Origin of the sequence: Bacillus sp. SDLI1 (assembly GCF_001553895.1) — a bacterium.
GTDB lineage: Bacteria > Bacillota > Bacilli > Bacillales > Bacillaceae > Bacillus > Bacillus siamensis.
Map to the genome: position 1 here is coordinate 957,943 of NZ_CP013950.1, position 15,528 is coordinate 973,470.

General features: G+C 45.3%; 18 protein-coding genes. 8 read left to right on the forward strand and 10 right to left on the reverse strand.

The window, feature by feature from the left end; all coding sequences use genetic code 11:
* The first annotated feature begins 151 nt into the window (after nucleotides 1-151).
* Together htrA and AUL54_RS21450 are read left to right on the forward strand one after the other, a co-directional pair.
* Nucleotides 152-1,501 (forward strand): serine protease HtrA, encoded by a 1,350-nt coding sequence (gene htrA / locus AUL54_RS04160; RefSeq protein WP_158509241.1) that lies wholly within the window; start codon nucleotides 152-154, stop codon nucleotides 1,499-1,501.
* 101 nt (nucleotides 1,502-1,602) lie between these two features.
* Nucleotides 1,603-1,779: a hypothetical protein gene (locus AUL54_RS21450; RefSeq protein ID WP_167388678.1), complete on the forward strand. Its 177-nt coding sequence runs from the start codon at nucleotides 1,603-1,605 to the stop codon at nucleotides 1,777-1,779.
* 89 nt (nucleotides 1,780-1,868) lie between these two features.
* Here AUL54_RS21450 and AUL54_RS04165 read toward each other — a convergent pair whose 3' ends face one another.
* The 3 genes from AUL54_RS04165 to AUL54_RS04175 form a co-directional block, all read right to left on the reverse strand.
* Nucleotides 1,869-2,840, reverse strand: a complete 972-nt coding sequence (locus AUL54_RS04165) for a glycosyltransferase family 2 protein (RefSeq protein ID WP_045925705.1) — start codon at nucleotides 2,838-2,840, stop codon at nucleotides 1,869-1,871.
* A gap of 11 nt (nucleotides 2,841-2,851) precedes the next feature.
* Nucleotides 2,852-4,966 (reverse strand): ArnT family glycosyltransferase, encoded by a 2,115-nt coding sequence (locus tag AUL54_RS04170; RefSeq protein ID WP_060962996.1) that lies wholly within the window; start codon nucleotides 4,964-4,966, stop codon nucleotides 2,852-2,854.
* Between the two features lie 182 nt (nucleotides 4,967-5,148).
* Nucleotides 5,149-6,099 (reverse strand): ring-cleaving dioxygenase, encoded by a 951-nt coding sequence (locus AUL54_RS04175; protein ID WP_060962997.1) that lies wholly within the window; start codon nucleotides 6,097-6,099, stop codon nucleotides 5,149-5,151.
* A gap of 322 nt (nucleotides 6,100-6,421) precedes the next feature.
* Between AUL54_RS04175 and AUL54_RS04180 the strand changes: the two genes are divergently transcribed.
* From AUL54_RS04180 to AUL54_RS21075, 6 genes are all read left to right on the forward strand, one after another.
* Nucleotides 6,422-7,738, forward strand: coding sequence for an APC family permease (locus AUL54_RS04180; protein WP_060962998.1), 1,317 nt, complete (start codon nucleotides 6,422-6,424; stop codon nucleotides 7,736-7,738).
* Between the two features lie 284 nt (nucleotides 7,739-8,022).
* Nucleotides 8,023-8,640 carry a DUF47 domain-containing protein gene (locus AUL54_RS04185; RefSeq protein ID WP_032874614.1) on the forward strand — a complete coding sequence of 206 codons (618 nt, stop codon included), beginning with the start codon at nucleotides 8,023-8,025 and terminating at the stop codon, nucleotides 8,638-8,640.
* A 12-nt stretch (nucleotides 8,641-8,652) separates the two neighbouring features.
* The gene (locus AUL54_RS04190; protein WP_044802872.1) at nucleotides 8,653-9,651 is read left to right on the forward strand and encodes an inorganic phosphate transporter; all 999 of its coding nucleotides are present in this window, start codon (nucleotides 8,653-8,655) and stop codon (nucleotides 9,649-9,651) included.
* A 107-nt stretch (nucleotides 9,652-9,758) separates the two neighbouring features.
* Nucleotides 9,759-10,511 carry a type II toxin-antitoxin system SpoIISA family toxin gene (locus AUL54_RS04195; protein WP_060962999.1) on the forward strand — a complete coding sequence of 251 codons (753 nt, stop codon included), beginning with the start codon at nucleotides 9,759-9,761 and terminating at the stop codon, nucleotides 10,509-10,511.
* Nucleotides 10,511-10,681, forward strand: coding sequence for a type II toxin-antitoxin system SpoIISB family antitoxin (locus AUL54_RS04200; RefSeq protein WP_003154807.1), 171 nt, complete (start codon nucleotides 10,511-10,513; stop codon nucleotides 10,679-10,681). Before AUL54_RS04195 ends, AUL54_RS04200 begins: the two co-directional genes overlap by 1 nt.
* A 96-nt stretch (nucleotides 10,682-10,777) precedes the next feature.
* A complete protein-coding gene (locus AUL54_RS21075) occupies nucleotides 10,778-10,903 on the forward strand; it encodes a hypothetical protein (protein ID WP_141228459.1) in 126 nt (41 codons plus the stop codon).
* Between the two features lie 36 nt (nucleotides 10,904-10,939).
* On the opposite strand, the gene AUL54_RS04205 is transcribed toward AUL54_RS21075, so the two are convergent.
* From AUL54_RS04205 to AUL54_RS04235, 7 genes are read right to left on the reverse strand one after another with little or no spacing between them, the layout of a single operon-like run.
* Nucleotides 10,940-11,818: an N-acetylmuramoyl-L-alanine amidase gene (locus AUL54_RS04205; RefSeq protein ID WP_060963000.1), complete on the reverse strand. Its 879-nt coding sequence runs from the start codon at nucleotides 11,816-11,818 to the stop codon at nucleotides 10,940-10,942.
* A gap of 13 nt (nucleotides 11,819-11,831) precedes the next feature.
* Entirely contained in the window at nucleotides 11,832-12,095 is a 264-nt protein-coding gene (locus tag AUL54_RS04210; RefSeq protein WP_016936430.1) for a phage holin, read from the reverse strand.
* A 13-nt stretch (nucleotides 12,096-12,108) separates the two neighbouring features.
* Entirely contained in the window at nucleotides 12,109-12,372 is a 264-nt protein-coding gene (locus tag AUL54_RS04215; protein ID WP_003154815.1) for a hemolysin XhlA family protein, read from the reverse strand.
* Between the two features lie 51 nt (nucleotides 12,373-12,423).
* Nucleotides 12,424-13,224: a phage-like element PBSX protein XepA gene (gene xepA, locus AUL54_RS04220; protein WP_060965050.1), complete on the reverse strand. Its 801-nt coding sequence runs from the start codon at nucleotides 13,222-13,224 to the stop codon at nucleotides 12,424-12,426.
* Nucleotides 13,225-13,275: 51 nt separating this feature from the next.
* Nucleotides 13,276-13,440, reverse strand: a complete 165-nt coding sequence (locus AUL54_RS04225; protein WP_060963001.1) for an XkdX family protein — start codon at nucleotides 13,438-13,440, stop codon at nucleotides 13,276-13,278.
* The gene (locus AUL54_RS04230) at nucleotides 13,440-13,772 is read right to left on the reverse strand and encodes an XkdW family protein (RefSeq protein ID WP_060963002.1); all 333 of its coding nucleotides are present in this window, start codon (nucleotides 13,770-13,772) and stop codon (nucleotides 13,440-13,442) included. Before AUL54_RS04230 ends, AUL54_RS04225 begins: the two co-directional genes overlap by 1 nt.
* A 20-nt stretch (nucleotides 13,773-13,792) precedes the next feature.
* A complete protein-coding gene (locus AUL54_RS04235) occupies nucleotides 13,793-15,526 on the reverse strand; it encodes a hypothetical protein (RefSeq protein WP_060963003.1) in 1,734 nt (577 codons plus the stop codon).
* Nucleotides 15,527-15,528 lie beyond the last annotated feature (2 nt).

The following is a 15,528-nucleotide window of genomic DNA, read 5'->3' on the forward strand; positions in this document are numbered from 1 at the left end:
AATTGTCAATATAGAGCGCCGCCGTCCGATTATGTCTTTTTCACAATTTCCCACAATCTTTTCATTATTATCCCACACTTTTTGTTTAAGATGGAGTCAGTAATAATAGGCAAATCATGCTATGATGAAATAGAGAAACGGAGTGAACATGATGGATAACTATCGTGATGAAAATCGGACAGACCAAAAAGAACAGGAAGTCCTTTTAGTAAAAGAAAATCAGCAGCCGGCGAGATATTCCGCGCCGGACGAGGACAAGAAAAAACGAAGCTTCGGCTGGTTCAGACCGCTTCTCGGCGGGGTGATCGGCGGAGGGCTCGCTCTCGGCATCTATACATTTACGCCGCTTGGGGACCATCAGACTCAAGATACTTCAAATCCGGCTCCCGCTCAGGAAACGTCTTCAGTAACCGCTAAGCAGACATCTTCTGATTCCGGCAGCGGCAAATCGGCAAACAGCTCATCCGCAAATTCAAGCAGCATTTCGAATATGGTGGAAGACATTTCACCGGCGATCGTTGGAATCACGAATCTGCAAAAGCAGCAAAACAGTTCAGATTTATTCGGATTCGGTTCCGGTTCAGATTCGAACTCAAATTCATCGGGTGAAGATGCGGAAACAGGCTCAGGTTCCGGCGTTATCTTTAAGAAAGCAAACGGCAAAGCGTATATTATTACGAATAACCACGTGGTTGAAGGCGCCTCTTCCCTTAAAGTGTCATTATATGACGGCACCGATGTAACAGCTAAACTCGTCGGCCGTGATTCACTGACAGACTTGGCCGTATTAGAAATCAGTGATAAACACGTAACAAAAACGGCAAGCTTCGGCAGTTCATCCGCTCTCAGAACGGGTGAATCCGTGATCGCCATTGGTGATCCGCTCGGCAAAGACCTGTCCCGCACCGTCACACAGGGAATCGTGAGCGGCTTAAACAGAACGGTCTCGATTTCCACGTCAGCCGGTGAGTCAAGCATCAACGTCATTCAAACCGATGCCGCGATCAATCCCGGAAACAGCGGCGGGCCGCTCTTGAATACAGACGGCAAAATCATCGGTATCAACAGCATGAAAATCAGTGAAAATGATGTAGAAGGCATCGGCTTTGCGATTCCGAGCAACGATGTAAAACCGATTGCCGAAGAGCTTCTCACGAAAGGACAGGTGGAGCGCCCTTATATCGGGGTGAGCATGATCGACTTGGAGCAAGTGCCGCAAAACTATCAGGAAGGCACACTCGGGCTTTTCGGCAAACAGCTGAATAAAGGGGTTTACATTCGCGAAGTGGCACAGGGATCCCCTGCAGCCAAAGCCGGATTAAAAGCAGAAGACATCATTATCAGCTTGAAAGGGAAAGAAACTGACACGGGCAGCGAACTTCGCAATATTCTCTATAAGAATACGAAAGTCGGCAGCACCGTTGACGTGAAGATTATCAGAAACGGCAAGGAAATGACGAAAAAAATGAAACTGACTCATAAAGAAGAAACATCGTCTTAACAAAAATCCAAGGCAGCGGCCTTGGATTTTTTTACATCAATAATGAAATTTTCAGCGCAGACCGTCCGTATGAAAGATTGTACAAAGGAGGATACATACCTATGAAACATACCGGACTTTTGCTGGTCGTTACCGGACTTATCTTATTGCAGCTGAGCATTCAGCTTCCTCAGCAAAACGTTGCTTGGGGCATGACGCTGGGTGCAAGCATTTTATTGAACCTGACGGGAACCGTCTTGATCATGCGCTCTCTGCACATCCAGACCGGCCGCAGATGAATGAAAAAGCCGCGGGACACGATGTGTTCCTGCGGCTTTTTTTTTGACATAAAAGCACCCTGCCCGGGTGGACGGACAGGGTGTTTCGGTTAAGACATATGCTGATCCCGATAAACCTTTTCGTTTTTAATGCCGTACGCTTTTTGCACGATATAGAGCGGACGGTCTTTTGCTTCATCATAAATCCTTCCGATATATTCGCCGATCATTCCGAGCATTAAAAGGACGATGCCGCTGAATAACAGCTGTATCACAATCAGAGAGGACCAGCCCGTTATGGTGCTGTCTGTAAAGAGTTTCATATATAAAACGATAAACATATAGAGAAAACCCGCCCCGGACATCATCATTCCCGCGTAGCTTGCCGCCTTGAGCGGTTTATGGGAGAACGTTGTGATACCGTCCATGGAAAGCTTAAGCATTTTTTTAAGCGGGTATTTCGTTTCTCCCGCAAGCCTCTCATCACGTTCATACTCAACAGCAGTCTGCTTAAAGCCGACCCAGCTGACGAGCCCCCTGACAAAAGGATTTTTCTCTTTTAATCTTTTCATTTCGTCGCAGACTTTTCGGTCCAGCAGGCGGAAATCTCCGGTATCGAGCGGAATATCAATATCAGTCACGCTCCGAAGCAGCCGGTAAAACATAGAAGCCGTCTGTTTCTTGAAAAAGGTTTCTCCCTTTCGTTTTGTTCTGACGGCGTACACGACATCGTAGCCTTCTTTCCACTGTTCAATCATATCAAGGATTAGTTCGGGAGGGTCCTGCAAATCGGCGTCAATGACGACGATTGCATTTCCCTCTGCGTAATCCATGCCCGCGGTGATCGCGATCTGGTGTCCGAAGTTTCTGGAAAAATCAATAATTTTCACTCTCGGATCAATCAGACTGTGTTCTCGTAATATTTCAATACTGCGGTCTTTGCTTCCGTCATTGACAAAGATTAATTCATAATGGTCTTTTGTTTGATCCATGACTTCTTTCAGGCGCTGATAGGTTGTCTGAATGACGGGTTCTTCGTTATACACCGGGACGACAATTGAATATTGAATATGTCTGCTCATATTTTTTCCTCCTATTCATCAGATTGCAGTTCGTATAGTGAAGCTGACTGATTCATTCCGCCGGGGCCGCCGCCCATCCGGCTGTTTTTACTTGTAGCCTTGCTGCGCTTTGTATCAGCTGCATCATGATTTTTCGTTTGCTGATCTGTGCTTGTTTGCCATTTATCTGAAGATACTTTCTTACCGTTTTTCTCAACCCATTCAACAATTTCGTTGTTTCCGCCTTTGCCCATTCCGGATGTTAAGAAGTATTTTACTTTCCCTTCTTTTACGAGCTTTTTAAATTGAGTCAGCGTGATGGCCGGGTCAGATCCGCTGAATCCGCCGATCGCCATGACCGCTTTTTTCGTTTTGATAATGTAAGGCGCCGCTGTGTTGGAATCGGTTGTTGCAAATAGATAGTCCGCTCCGGCGTTATGTTTCTCTAAATAGCTGATCAGTTTTTTATTTACAGAGGCGTTATTCATTCCCATGCCCTTCCCGCTTGTTGATGCAAGCTGGGGGCCTGTTTCAGGCAATGAGCTGTTGCCCCCGTACAGAAGCGGTGTGCTCGCCCAATATATCGGCATCACCAGCAAGACGAGAAGAGCGGCAAGTGACAGATAATAACTGAGCGGTTTTTGACGCTGTTTGAACACGGACAGAGCGATTGCTGACAAAGCTCCGATAACACCAACACCGATGCTCCAGCCTGCGCCGATTTGGTCAATCCAGTTTCTGAGGATAAACAGCTCAAATCCGGTTGTCACAAGAATAGCGGCCGGCAGAAGCCAAGACTTCCAGCCTGTCTCCGTGCGGTACAGATGGACGAGGGCGACCCATCCCGCACCGGCAAGTGCCGCAATCGGAGGCGCCAGCATAATGAGATAATAATGGTGGAAAAACTCCGCCACACTGAAGAATCCGGCAATCGGCACAAGCCACGCTGCCCAAAAGATCGTTTCCTTCTGTTCTTCTGACAATCTTCTTCTTTCTCTCGCTCCGGCGATCAGTAAACCGGCCATTCCAAAAATCGCAAACGGCAGGAGCCAGCTGATCTGATCAGATAATTCTTGTTGGAAGAGTCTCAGCGGACCAGGGGTTCCCGTGCCGAACATTCCTGAACCAGATTGCATTTTCGAGCCGGTGCCTGCGCCTCCTTTTCCTCCGCCGCTTGGAGGGCCTCCTTGACCGCCATTCGGCATTTGCCCGTTAGATGGAGGTCCCGTCATGTTGCCGTTTTGAGATTTGCCTTCGCTTGAAGACTGACCGGGCGGCGCCTGCAGTTGTGAAGAACCGGCGGAAGAAGCCTTTTCTTTCGAAGCGTTTCCGTGCGGCATGCCCTGACCGCCGCCCGAACTTTGGCCTGTCAGCCTCTGAATCCCGTTATATCCGAAAGCCAATTCCAATACGGAGTTGGTCTGGCTGCTTCCGACATATGGCCGTTTGCCGGCAGGGATATTGTCAACAATGAGCGGCCATGACAACGAAACGGCCGCTAATACGGCCAGCGCGCTTACCAATGAAATGATTTTTTTCTTAATGGTTGTATTTGCCGCAATCATATAGAACAGCAAGAAAGCCGGTAAAATCATATAAGCTTGAAGCATTTTTGTATTAAAGCCTACCCCGACGACAAAGAACGCCGCCAGAAGCCAAATCAGTTTTCCTTTTCGAATCGCTTTAAAGAGGAGCCATGTGGCGAACAGCAGGAAAAAGACAAGTAAAGCATCGACATTGTTTGTCCGCGCGACCGCTGCAGCGATCGGGGTGCATGCCATGACAAATGAGGCGATGCGGGCCGCCGTTTTTCCGAACGTCGGCTTTATTAATAAGTACATGAATAGAACCGAGCCTACACCCGCCAATGCTTGAGGCAGGATGACACTCCACCCGTGCATACCGAAAATCAGCGCGCTGATCGTTTGAATCTGGTATGTAACAGGCGGTTTATCTACCGTGATAAATCCGGCTGCGTCAAATGAAGCGTAAAAGAAATTATGAAAGCTTTGAAGCATACTCGTTACCGCTGCGGTGTAATAAGGGTTCACCGTATCGTCATTCCAGATGTTGTACATATTCAAGAATGCGGAAGCGAGTAAAATGAGGATTAAGACCGTGTCTACCTCGCGTTTTTTCATTTTCACCTGTATTTTCACTCCTTTGGTTGAACTTTGAACAAGTGTAACAACCAAATGTGAAAAATTCATTAATAAACAAAGACAATTATTTTGCCGTTTACAAATGGGTAAAAAGAAGGACAAAACGGTTCAGAAAGCAAAAAAAGATGCCTCCCTCAAGCCGGGAGGCATCTGTCATTATTCCTGATTTATTGAATCGGTTTCAGCCGCGCTTCTATTTCAGATCGGCGGTGTTCGAGATAAGGCGGTAGCGCAACCGTTTTGCCGAGCTCCTCAGGTTTTTCATCGACCATAAATCCCGGACCGTCCGTTGACAATTCAAACAGAATTCCGTTCGGTTCCCGGAAGTACAGCGCTTTGAAATAATAACGCTCTACGATGCCTGAGTTGCTGAAGCCTTCTTTTGTAATGATGCGGTGCCATAAAGCAAGCTCCTCTTCATTCTGAACGCGGAAGGCCACATGGTGCACGCTGCCTTTCCCCGGACGCTCGCGCGGAAGATCGTTTCTTTCAATCAGATGGACTTCCGTGCGCGCGCCTCCGTTTCCTGATTCCAGCACTGTAACTGAGCCCCGGTCTTCATGCGTTTCTTTTCCGATTTCAGTGAAGCCGAGCACATCGGTTAACACACGCAGCGTCGGCTCCGCATACGGGACGGTCAATTCAACGGGCCCAAGACCGCGGAAAGAATATTCTTCCGGAATGCCGCTTTGTTTCACCGCTTCACCGATGTCTTTTCCTTTTTCGTCAGCCGTCAGTACAAGCCGCTGTCCTTCATGATCCTGAAAAGCGAGTGTCTCTCTGCCCGCTATTGTCATGATGTCGCCATGAGCGACCTGATGCTCTTCAAATCGTTTTTTCCAATATTGCAGCGCTTGTGCGTCCGGGACGCGCAGGCCGATTGAAGAAATACTGTTTGTTCCCGCATGAAACGGCGCAATCCGCGGAATTTCGAAAAACGTCAATTCAGATCCCGGATTGGCTGTTTCATCACCGTAAAACAAATGATACATCGTCGGTTCATCTTGGTTTACGGACTTTTTCACAAGTTTCAGCCCCAGGATGTCCCGATAGAAATCTAAATTTTTCTGCGCATCAGCCGTCATTGCTGATACATGGTGTATTCCGTTAACTTTCATTATGTTATCCTCCACTCAATTATCTCGATTTCGAGATATTTTATATATACAATTTATGTTATCCGGAGCATAAAGTCAACACATCTGCTTTGCCGACGAACTGCAGATTTCCGCCTTTAAAAACAACGAACTATAGGGATTTAAAAACTCTTATTGTTCGTTTTTAAAATAAGATATTTTCCTTATCAAAAGCGAAAACCTTTGTTTTTAAGCAAAAAACCGAAATCAGAAAATTTATTTTATTCGTGTTTCAGCAATTAGGGTTTACAATATGGAAAATAGTTTTTTCAGCATGACGATTTTACATCTGGAGGGAAAGGATATGCAGATTGAAGAAAACGGACTAAAAAAAGAGATCGGCCTTACCATCGCCCTCTCACTTGTTATCGGCACCATCATCGGTTCCGGCGTATTTATGAAACCAGGCGCCGTGCTTGCCTACTCCGGTGATGCAAAAACCGCGCTTATCGCGTGGCTGTTAGGAGGCATTTTGACGCTTGCAGGCGGCTTGACCGTTGCGGAAATCGGCACTCAAATTCCGAAGACGGGCGGACTTTATACATACCTTGAAGAAGTGTACGGCGAATTTTGGGGCTTTTTGTGCGGCTGGGTGCAAATCATCATTTACGGCCCCGCGATTATCGGAGCAATCGGCTTGTATTTCGGCTCTTTGATGGCGCACTTGTTCAATTGGGATTCCGGCTGGTCTAAATTGATCGGAATTGCAGCCGTTTTGTTTTTAAGCATCATTAATATTATCGGAACGAAATATGGCGGCATCGTTCAGGGAATTACGACGGTCGGCAAATTGATTCCGATTATCTGCATGATTGTGTTCGGCCTTTGGAAAGGCGATCAGCATATTTTCACAGCCGTCACAAGCAGCATGTCGGAAATGAATTTCGGCGCCGCCATACTGGCTACCTTGTTTGCCTATGACGGCTGGATTCTGCTTGCGGCTCTCGGCGGTGAAATGAAAAACCCGGAAAAACTTCTCCCGAGAGCGATGACGGGCGGACTTTTGGTTGTCACCGCCATTTATCTTTTCATTAACTTCGCACTGCTGCACATTCTTCCCGCGACCGACATTGTCAAACTCGGTGAAAACGCCACAGGCACCGCTGCCGGAATGCTGTTTGGCGGTATCGGAGGAAAATTGATCAGCGTCGGGATCATCGTCAGCATTTTCGGCTGTTTAAACGGAAAGATTCTCGCTTTTCCGCGTGTCTCGTTTGCAATGGCGGAACGGAAACAGCTGCCGTTTGCCAGACAGATTTCACGGGTGCATCCGACGTTCCGCACTCCTTGGATTGCCGTGTCATTTCAGATCGCGCTGGCCATTATTTTTATGATCATCAGCAATCCCGATAAACTGTCTGAAATCTCTATTTTCATGATTTATATTTTTTACGTCATGGCCTTTTTCGCCGTTTTCATCCTAAGAAAAAAAAGCGGCGGAAAACCGCGCGCCTACAGCGTGCCTCTGTATCCGGTCATTCCTGTTTTGGCCATAGCGGGTTCACTGTTTGTGCTGATCAGCACGATCATTACAGATACACTGAGCTGCGGGCTTTCCATCTTGATCGGTCTTGCCGGACTCCCGCTTTATTTTTGGCTGAAAAACGGCAGAAATGACTGACAAAAACGGTTCCTTTTACGGGAGCCGTTTTTTTTCGGCAAAATCACGTGCAAAAGTTGACAGCAAATTCACATCTTTTGTTATACTTTTTAAGCAAGATGTCTGAATTCGAAGTATGTTACGTTTTTTTGGCAAAGTGGGTAACATAAGAAAAACAGGATGAGACACGTTTTTACGAAAAAATCAAGAGGCGTTTTTTTCGACTTTATCTGTTTTTTTTCGACAAAAGGCTATATAATAATTTGATGTGTGCATTGTCTCATTCAAACAATGGAGGGTTTTTAATGATAAAAAGAAAAAAAGATAAGTTCTCACTCCTTTTAACAGAAATCGCAAAAAATATAGATGAAACTGCAGAGTATTTTGTGAACTTTAAAGTCACAAACCAAACAACACTTAAAGAATTTGCAGATACGTTAAAAGAATACGAAACAAAAGGTGACAATCATGTTCATGTCATGATTAAAGAGCTTAACAAAGCATTCATCACTCCTATTGAACGCGAAGATATCCTTCAGCTGACAAACAGCCTGGATGATGTGCTTGACGGAATTGAACATTTCTCTGCCATGATGGAGATTTTCTCAATTACTTCATCAGACGAGCATATCGACAAATTCAGCGGATATATCAGAGAATGTGCGAAAGAAATTTTAATTGCAACTGAGCTGTTGGCAGAAAACCGCTTAAAGGACATTCAGCCTCACGCCATCAAAATTAAAGAGTATGAGCACAACTGTGACAACCTGCACAGAAAATCATTAAAAAATCTTTTCGGCCATGAAACAGATCCGATCAAAGTGATCCAATATCGTGAAATTTACGAAACGCTTGAAGAAATTGCTGACTCTTGCCAAAGCGTTGCCAATAATCTTGAAACCATCATTATGAAAAACGCGTAACGAGGGGTTATAATGGATACTCTATTACTTTTAACGATATTAATTGTCATTTGCGCTTTGGTATTTGACTTCATTAACGGATTTCACGATACCGCCAACGCAATCGCCACCTCAGTTTCGACAAAAGCGCTGAAGCCGCGGCACGCGATTATCATGGCCGCCATCATGAACTTTCTCGGAGCGATGACGTTTACCGGCGTGGCGAAAACCATTACGAAAGATATTGTGAATCCTTATACATTAGACAACGGATCGGTTGTCATTCTTGCTGCTTTACTCGCCGCAATCGTCTGGAACTTGATCACATGGTATTTCGGCATTCCGAGCAGCTCTTCACATGCGATTATCGGAGCGATCGCCGGTGCGGCCATTGCAGCATCAGGTTTTGCGACGCTTAATTATAAAGGGTTCATTAAAATTATCGAAGCACTTATTTTATCACCGATCATCGCCTTTGTTCTCGGCTTTATCGTCTATTCGATCGTGAAGCTGATTTTTAAAGACAGCAATCTGGCGAAAACAAATAAACGCTTCCGCAGAGTGCAGATTTTGACGGCTGCCATTCAGTCCTATACACACGGAACAAACGACGCGCAAAAAGCGATGGGTATCATTACGATGGCGCTTATGACGGCCAATTTACATAAAAGTGATACGATTCCTTTCTGGGTGCAGCTCTCCTGTGCCCTGGCAATGGGTCTCGGCACATCCATCGGCGGCTGGAAAATCATTAAAACCGTCGGCGGTAAAATTATGAAAATCCGTCCGGTAAACGGCGTATCTGCCGACTTAACCGGCGCAGCCATTATTTTCGGGGCCACGTTTATTCATCTCCCTGTCAGCACGACGCACGTCATTTCGTCTTCCATTCTCGGTGTGGGCGCTTCCCACCGCGTAAAAGGCGTAAACTGGGGAACGGCTAAACGGATGCTCATTACATGGGTCATCACCCTGCCGATTGCAGGTACACTCGGCGCCATCGCCTTTTTCATCTTAGATCTCTTTTTCTAATGACGGCATCCGCTTCTTTACAGAAGCGGTTTTTTTTGTGACAGGAAAATGATGTCATGACATAGAATGAACATAGCAGACCATTTTTCGAATTGTGAGGGATGCTCATGCTTATGTTTTTTCAGATTATGGTGTGGACGATGGCCGCCGCACTCATTTTATATGTGTACGCATCCTGGCGGTATGAGGCAAAGGTAAAAGAAAAAATGTTTGCCATCCGTAAAACGTGGTATTTACTATTTGTACTGGGCTCCATGGTCTATTGGACATATGATCCCGAATCGCTCTTTTCCGCATGGAGACAATATTTGATTGTTGCCGTCTGCTTTGCTCTTATTGATGCGTTTATCTTTTTGAGCGCATATATCAAAAAGCTCGCCGGCAATGAATTAGAGACGGACACGAGGGAGATTTTGGAAGAAAATAACGAAATGCTTCACTCCTATCTTGAAAAACTGAAAACCTATCAATATCTGTTGAAAAATGAACCGATCCATGTATATTATGGAAGTACAGAAGCTTATGCAGAAGGCATCAGCAGACTGCTGGCCGCTTATGCAGAAAAAATGAATGTCACGGCTTCATTGTGCGACTATTCGGCACAGTCGGATAAGGACCGATTGACGGAGCATATGCCTGATGCGGCAGACGTTCAGTCCCGCCTTAACCGAAAAGACGTCTACTATGATCAAAAGGGCAGGCTTGTGCTTATTCCGTTTACAGTCCAGGACCGCCATTATGTGATCAAACTGACGTCAGAAACCCTGTTGACGGAATTCGATTATTTGCTTTTCACATCGCTCACGAGCATTTATGATTTAATGCTGCCAATAGAAGAGGAAGAGGAAGGTGACGGATAATGGAGCAGGCATTTCAAAACGGGCAGCCGGAACAAAGAGCGAAACCGTTCAAAATGTTTAAAAAACGCTCAATGACAAGTATCGCAAGTTACCAAGTCAGCCCTCATACCGCCAGAATTTTCAAAGAAAACGAACGGCTGATTGACAAGTATAAACAAAAAAAAGCTTGATTACACTAAGGACAGGAGACACGGCTCTTGTCCTTATTCCTTTTTTCCTTATATTTCATATAATAAAATCAACAAAGAGATGCGACAGGTGATGATGTGAAGAAAATTGTAAGGCGTGTAAAGTTTGTGGATTACGGACGGTTCGGGCTTTCCGCTTATTCGCTGAGGATGCGGGCGAGGAGTCTCGGGCTATTGAACCGATTAAAAAAGAAGAAAGGCTGAATCCCGTAATGTGATCGGGACCCAGCCTTTTATTTTTTAAAGCTGCATCAGAATTTTCGCTTTTACAGCGGGACCGTAGATGCCGTCAGACGGCAGTCCGTTTACAGATTGGAATCGGGCCACGGCATTTGCGGTTTTCGGTCCGTAGATGCCGTCAATGCCGTTATTGACAGCTCCTTTTTCAGGGTAAAAATAAAGCGCGGCGAGCGCGTTTTGCACCTGGTATACTTTTTCACCGGATGTGTACGGCTCTGTCAGCTGAATCACCTCATCAGGAAGAGGATACAGTGCTTCAACCGGCGGGCTGACAAACAGCACTTGTCCGACTTTAATCAGGTTCGGGTCTGCGATGTTATTCCATTTCTGCAGATCAGCCACGCTGACGCCGAATTTTCGCGCGATGGCCGACAGCGTATCTCCTTTTTGAACAGTATACGTCTGTCTTTCCTCAGAACCGATTCCCGCTTTAAATTCGTCCCATGTATCCAACAGTCTTCTCGGGCAAAGCTTTCCTGACCAATGTTTGTGCGCAACGACATTTGAAAGCGGGATGCCGTGCGACGTCATTAATGTGCGGATGAGCCATTGGGCGTTTGCCACGGCCTTTGAAAAGTTGCCGTCGGCGTTTTCACAAATTTCAATACCGATAGATTTGCGGTTGCCGTCCCCGTTTCCGTCTCCGGCATGCCAGCCGCTTTCGTTGAGCGGAAGATGCTGATAAATTTCTGTATCATCGACTGTGAAATGCCAGCTTGTCGGCGTATCGGGGTTTTTCACATAGTTTGCGTGACTTTTGGCGTTAGCGCCGGCTGCGGTATTGGCCGTATTGTGCACCGTAATGTAAATCGGTGTCATTGCATAGCCGGGGCGGTTATTGTTTCCTGCAGGGATAAAATCCTGTGTGATTTTCACCATGTTCTCATCTCTCCTATTTCGATAAATTGTTTATTTTTAATAAAGCCTGCTGTTTTTTCCCTTTTGCTGTGACGTAATTGTTTTTAAACCAGGCTGCGGCTGTCGTTACGATCGTAAAAACGGCCGACCCGGCGGCATACAGTGTATCTGCAAGCTGGCTGACCTGGTCCTCCTGAATATCAAGCGGCGATTTGCCGAACATCAGCAAAGTCTGGTTTAATAAAGCAAGCAAAAGAAGCACCGTCCTGACGACCGTGCCTTTGTCCGCGAATTTCATATCGGTTTCCCCCTTACTTTTGCAGCAGATTGTACATGATGGCGATGGCTCCGCCAATGACGCCCGTGCAGATTGCTGTCACGATCGCTCCTGTAATGGTCCGCTTAATCCATGTTGTGTTTTCGTCAATTTTGTTCAGTTTTTCATTCAGCGTCATGATTTGCTGATCCTGCCGGTCGGATACCCGCTCTAATGCGGCCACCCGCTGTTCAAGCACCTTTTGTTCACCTTTGATGCCAGCGAATTCTTTTTGCACCGCTTGTTCATCCAGAAGCACTTCTGCTCCCCCCTCTTACATTGTTCTCACCTCCCTTCGGAAGCTTCATTCTTAAGAAAATGCCGTGCCTTTGACAGACAGGCTGCCACCGGAAATGCTCTTGATTTCCATGACGATTTCTTTAAAGCCGGCAATATCAAATAACCACACTTCTTCTGTGCCTGACGTGCCGGCGGCTGGGGTTCCGTCGTCAGATCTGATTCCCCTGATCGGCACATTTTTCCCCGAGATAGACCTTCCCCAAAACGCGACATGGCTCGACTCAGCCGTGCCGGTGATTTCGACGAGCAGTTTTTTCTCCTTATTTACAGAAAAAACAGCTCCTTCGGCGGTGCTTTCGGTCTGATGATGAAAAACAAAGTCGCTCTGGCTTTGATTAATGTCTACAGGTAAGGGCTTTGTTTTTTGCAATTGAATATCGATTTCTCCCGCACCAAGTGATTGATAAAGGACAAATTCAGATTGCTGCAAATTCCCGTTCACATATCGGAAACGATAATACCTTTTAGTAAGATACACCCATTTAGACGCAGAAAGCTCACCCGGAGCAACCTCAATTGCTGCAGTGGTTGACCATGAAAAGTTATTGTCACTTTCTTCAATAAACAGCGTGCCTCCGCGATCAGCATAGGCAAATCCTTTTACTTTAGAAATAAGCACTGCACCAAGGCGATCCTGTCCGTATTGATTGTAGACCTCTGTCGCTTTCAGAACCGAGTTAGTTAACAGCTCGGCCACGCCCGATAAATGAGATACAGGTGTTACAAAATCTGTTTTTTCTCCTCTGTAAGGCTTTACAGCACCTGCTTTTCCGCTCCGGTCTGCCGGAAACTCATATTGATATTTCACGATCATCATCCTCCTTTTTCTGTTTATTTCAAAAAAAACCAAAATAAAAAAGCCTTACATGGCTTTACCTGTGATCTCCTCATATTGATCGGACGATATCAGAGACTGACGAACCCCTTCTTGCAGATCTTCTATCGAACAGTCTTTATAACGCAAAGCTTGTTTAACCATATCTGTCGTCGCCCACTGATAATGAAGCGCCAGCACCCAAAAATTCATTATGCATTTTCTCCTTTCAATGATAAAAGTGTAAGCTTAACGTCTGACAGTGCATTTCCGAGCTTTCCGTTCAGCTCTTCCAGCTGCTTGCGCGCAAGTTTTTCCTTTGACAGCTCCTGTGCAAGCATTTCTATTTGATCAGCCGGCTCATATGGCGGATTTTTTTGCAGTTCCTCCCACCACGCCTCAAGCTGTTCTTTAGTAGGTATGGGAGCGTTGAGGTTCCATTGAGCTATATATGACGAAGTACCGTTCCCGTCATTTTGAACAATGAAGTCTTTAGTGGGATCTGATTTTGGATATTGATATAGAATTGCTTTCCCTATATTCATTATTTCCTCCCTGAGTTGCGTTAGTCTACTCTCGGATAGTTCAGTCCTCCGATTTCCTGTATATCAAAAAAATTAAACATCCCTTTTTGATCAGCTACACCTCTTTTCAGAGACATATCTCCTCCATAGTTGCAATAACAATAAATCTCTAAGTAATCACCTTTATTCATCGGGACTGTTGCATTGCCATTTAAGGATACATTCATTTCTGTTGAACTATTGTTGAAGTACCCCCTCAGATGATCAAGATTTTTATAATGCGTCCCATTTAAATATACCTTCACAAGAAAGTTAATATATGACGGATAATTAATCATATAAAGTCCGGTTCCAACCATATACATACCATCATTCGGGGCTATAAACCTATTATTATTTATATCAAACGCATTGTGGCTGTCCTTTATTTTTCTGTTAAATTTAATTTTCGTATGCTCAGTGCTGTCTAAATATTGAACACCAGTCGTTCCAATGTTAGCATGGGCAAACCCTGAAATTTTACTCCATCTTGTCCATCCTGAACCACTCCACCAATGTCGTAACCATACCCCCGTACTATTGAAATAAGTACCGGATTCATTACCCGTCCCATAAAAATATTGTGCGAATCTATAGTCGGAATATCTCTCGTTTTTTACTACTCCATAGGTAAGCGGATAACCAGTGGTGTTCCCTTGCCCTATATCCATCATCGTAATTCCCTTAGGATATTCATCGCCACCTGTTCTTGCATCAGTTATCGCGTTTGATCCAGTAATAATAGTGAGCCTATCATTTGAATAATTTTCTTGAACAAAGGATTTCGCTTCAAAAAGAGCTTTGTCTGCTTTTTTCTGGGATTCCGTTTCAGTCTCAATCTTATTCCATCCTTTAAACAAGCCGTCTGTATGAATGGTTGCCATCCAAAAGGTTCCGTCATAACTTTTGGATGCTAATATAGTTTTTCGGCCTCCATTGCCTGTTTCAATAACATCATAGTTATACCAAGACGCATCTCCTGCAACAGGATTATTTGTTACCACATTTCCTACTGCAAAATAGAGGCCAGTGGGCAATGTTAATAAATCAGTACCATCGGGGATCTTAGTTCGGAAGCCTTGGGCATCAGTTAATTTATATAACTGTGCATTATTCCATTTGTCCTTATCGGATTTTGTTACGTGAATATCTGTTTTATTAGCATGGGCATCTATCTTTGATTGCACATCAGTTGTAGACTCTATAGGATACCAATTGATTGCTGTTTGATTAGAGTTATAGTAAAACCACCATGCGTTACCCTTCACATCTACGGCATAACCATTACCTATTCCCGGCTGCCCCACTAATTGCATGCCGCGTAAGCTTGTATCTGATGGGTTGTCTGTTACTGCGTTGGTTCCGTAAAAAGTTACAGAACCAACGTCTTTTAACGAGTCATAAAACGAGCCGGAAGTTAAATTGATTTTTTGAGTGCCGTTATCGGCGGTGATTTTAAACAGCTGCCCGTCATTCCACTTCTGGCGCTCTTCCTTCGTCACATGCCGGTCCTGATCTTGATGGTGCTGGTCGAAATCTTTTTTTGCTGCCTGCTGGACGTTATCCACGTTTCCGAGGCCGATTTGCGCCTTTGTCGTTTTGTGCGGGTTGTTCATGTCATTTTTATGGGCCGCCAGATCCGTGTGTGCGTCTTTTATGCCTTTTTCCCAGCGGTTGACGTCATCTTCGTTAATCGGATCGTCCGGGAGCCAGTCTGTTTTTTCTTCGTAAGCCATCG

Coding starts and splice junctions, on each gene's coding strand:
- AUL54_RS04195 (WP_060962999.1), top strand. CDS start 9,759: ATGCTTATGTTTTTTCAGATTATGGTGTGGACGATGGCCGCCGCACTC.
- AUL54_RS04165 (WP_045925705.1), bottom strand. CDS start 2,840: ATGAGCAGACATATTCAATATTCAATTGTCGTCCCGGTGTATAACGAA.
- AUL54_RS04205 (WP_060963000.1), bottom strand. CDS start 11,818: ATGGTGAAAATCACACAGGATTTTATCCCTGCAGGAAACAATAACCGC.
- AUL54_RS04200 (WP_003154807.1), top strand. CDS start 10,511: ATGGAGCAGGCATTTCAAAACGGGCAGCCGGAACAAAGAGCGAAACCG.
- AUL54_RS04190 (WP_044802872.1), top strand. CDS start 8,653: ATGGATACTCTATTACTTTTAACGATATTAATTGTCATTTGCGCTTTG.
- AUL54_RS04210 (WP_016936430.1), bottom strand. CDS start 12,095: ATGAAATTCGCGGACAAAGGCACGGTCGTCAGGACGGTGCTTCTTTTG.
- AUL54_RS04175 (WP_060962997.1), bottom strand. CDS start 6,099: ATGAAAGTTAACGGAATACACCATGTATCAGCAATGACGGCTGATGCG.
- AUL54_RS04230 (WP_060963002.1), bottom strand. CDS start 13,772: ATGAATATAGGGAAAGCAATTCTATATCAATATCCAAAATCAGATCCC.
- AUL54_RS04225 (WP_060963001.1), bottom strand. CDS start 13,440: ATGAATTTTTGGGTGCTGGCGCTTCATTATCAGTGGGCGACGACAGAT.
- AUL54_RS21450 (WP_167388678.1), top strand. CDS start 1,603: ATGAAACATACCGGACTTTTGCTGGTCGTTACCGGACTTATCTTATTG.
- AUL54_RS04185 (WP_032874614.1), top strand. CDS start 8,023: ATGATAAAAAGAAAAAAAGATAAGTTCTCACTCCTTTTAACAGAAATC.
- AUL54_RS04235 (WP_060963003.1), bottom strand. CDS start 15,526: ATGGCTTACGAAGAAAAAACAGACTGGCTCCCGGACGATCCGATTAAC.
- AUL54_RS04180 (WP_060962998.1), top strand. CDS start 6,422: ATGCAGATTGAAGAAAACGGACTAAAAAAAGAGATCGGCCTTACCATC.
- htrA (WP_158509241.1), top strand. CDS start 152: ATGGATAACTATCGTGATGAAAATCGGACAGACCAAAAAGAACAGGAA.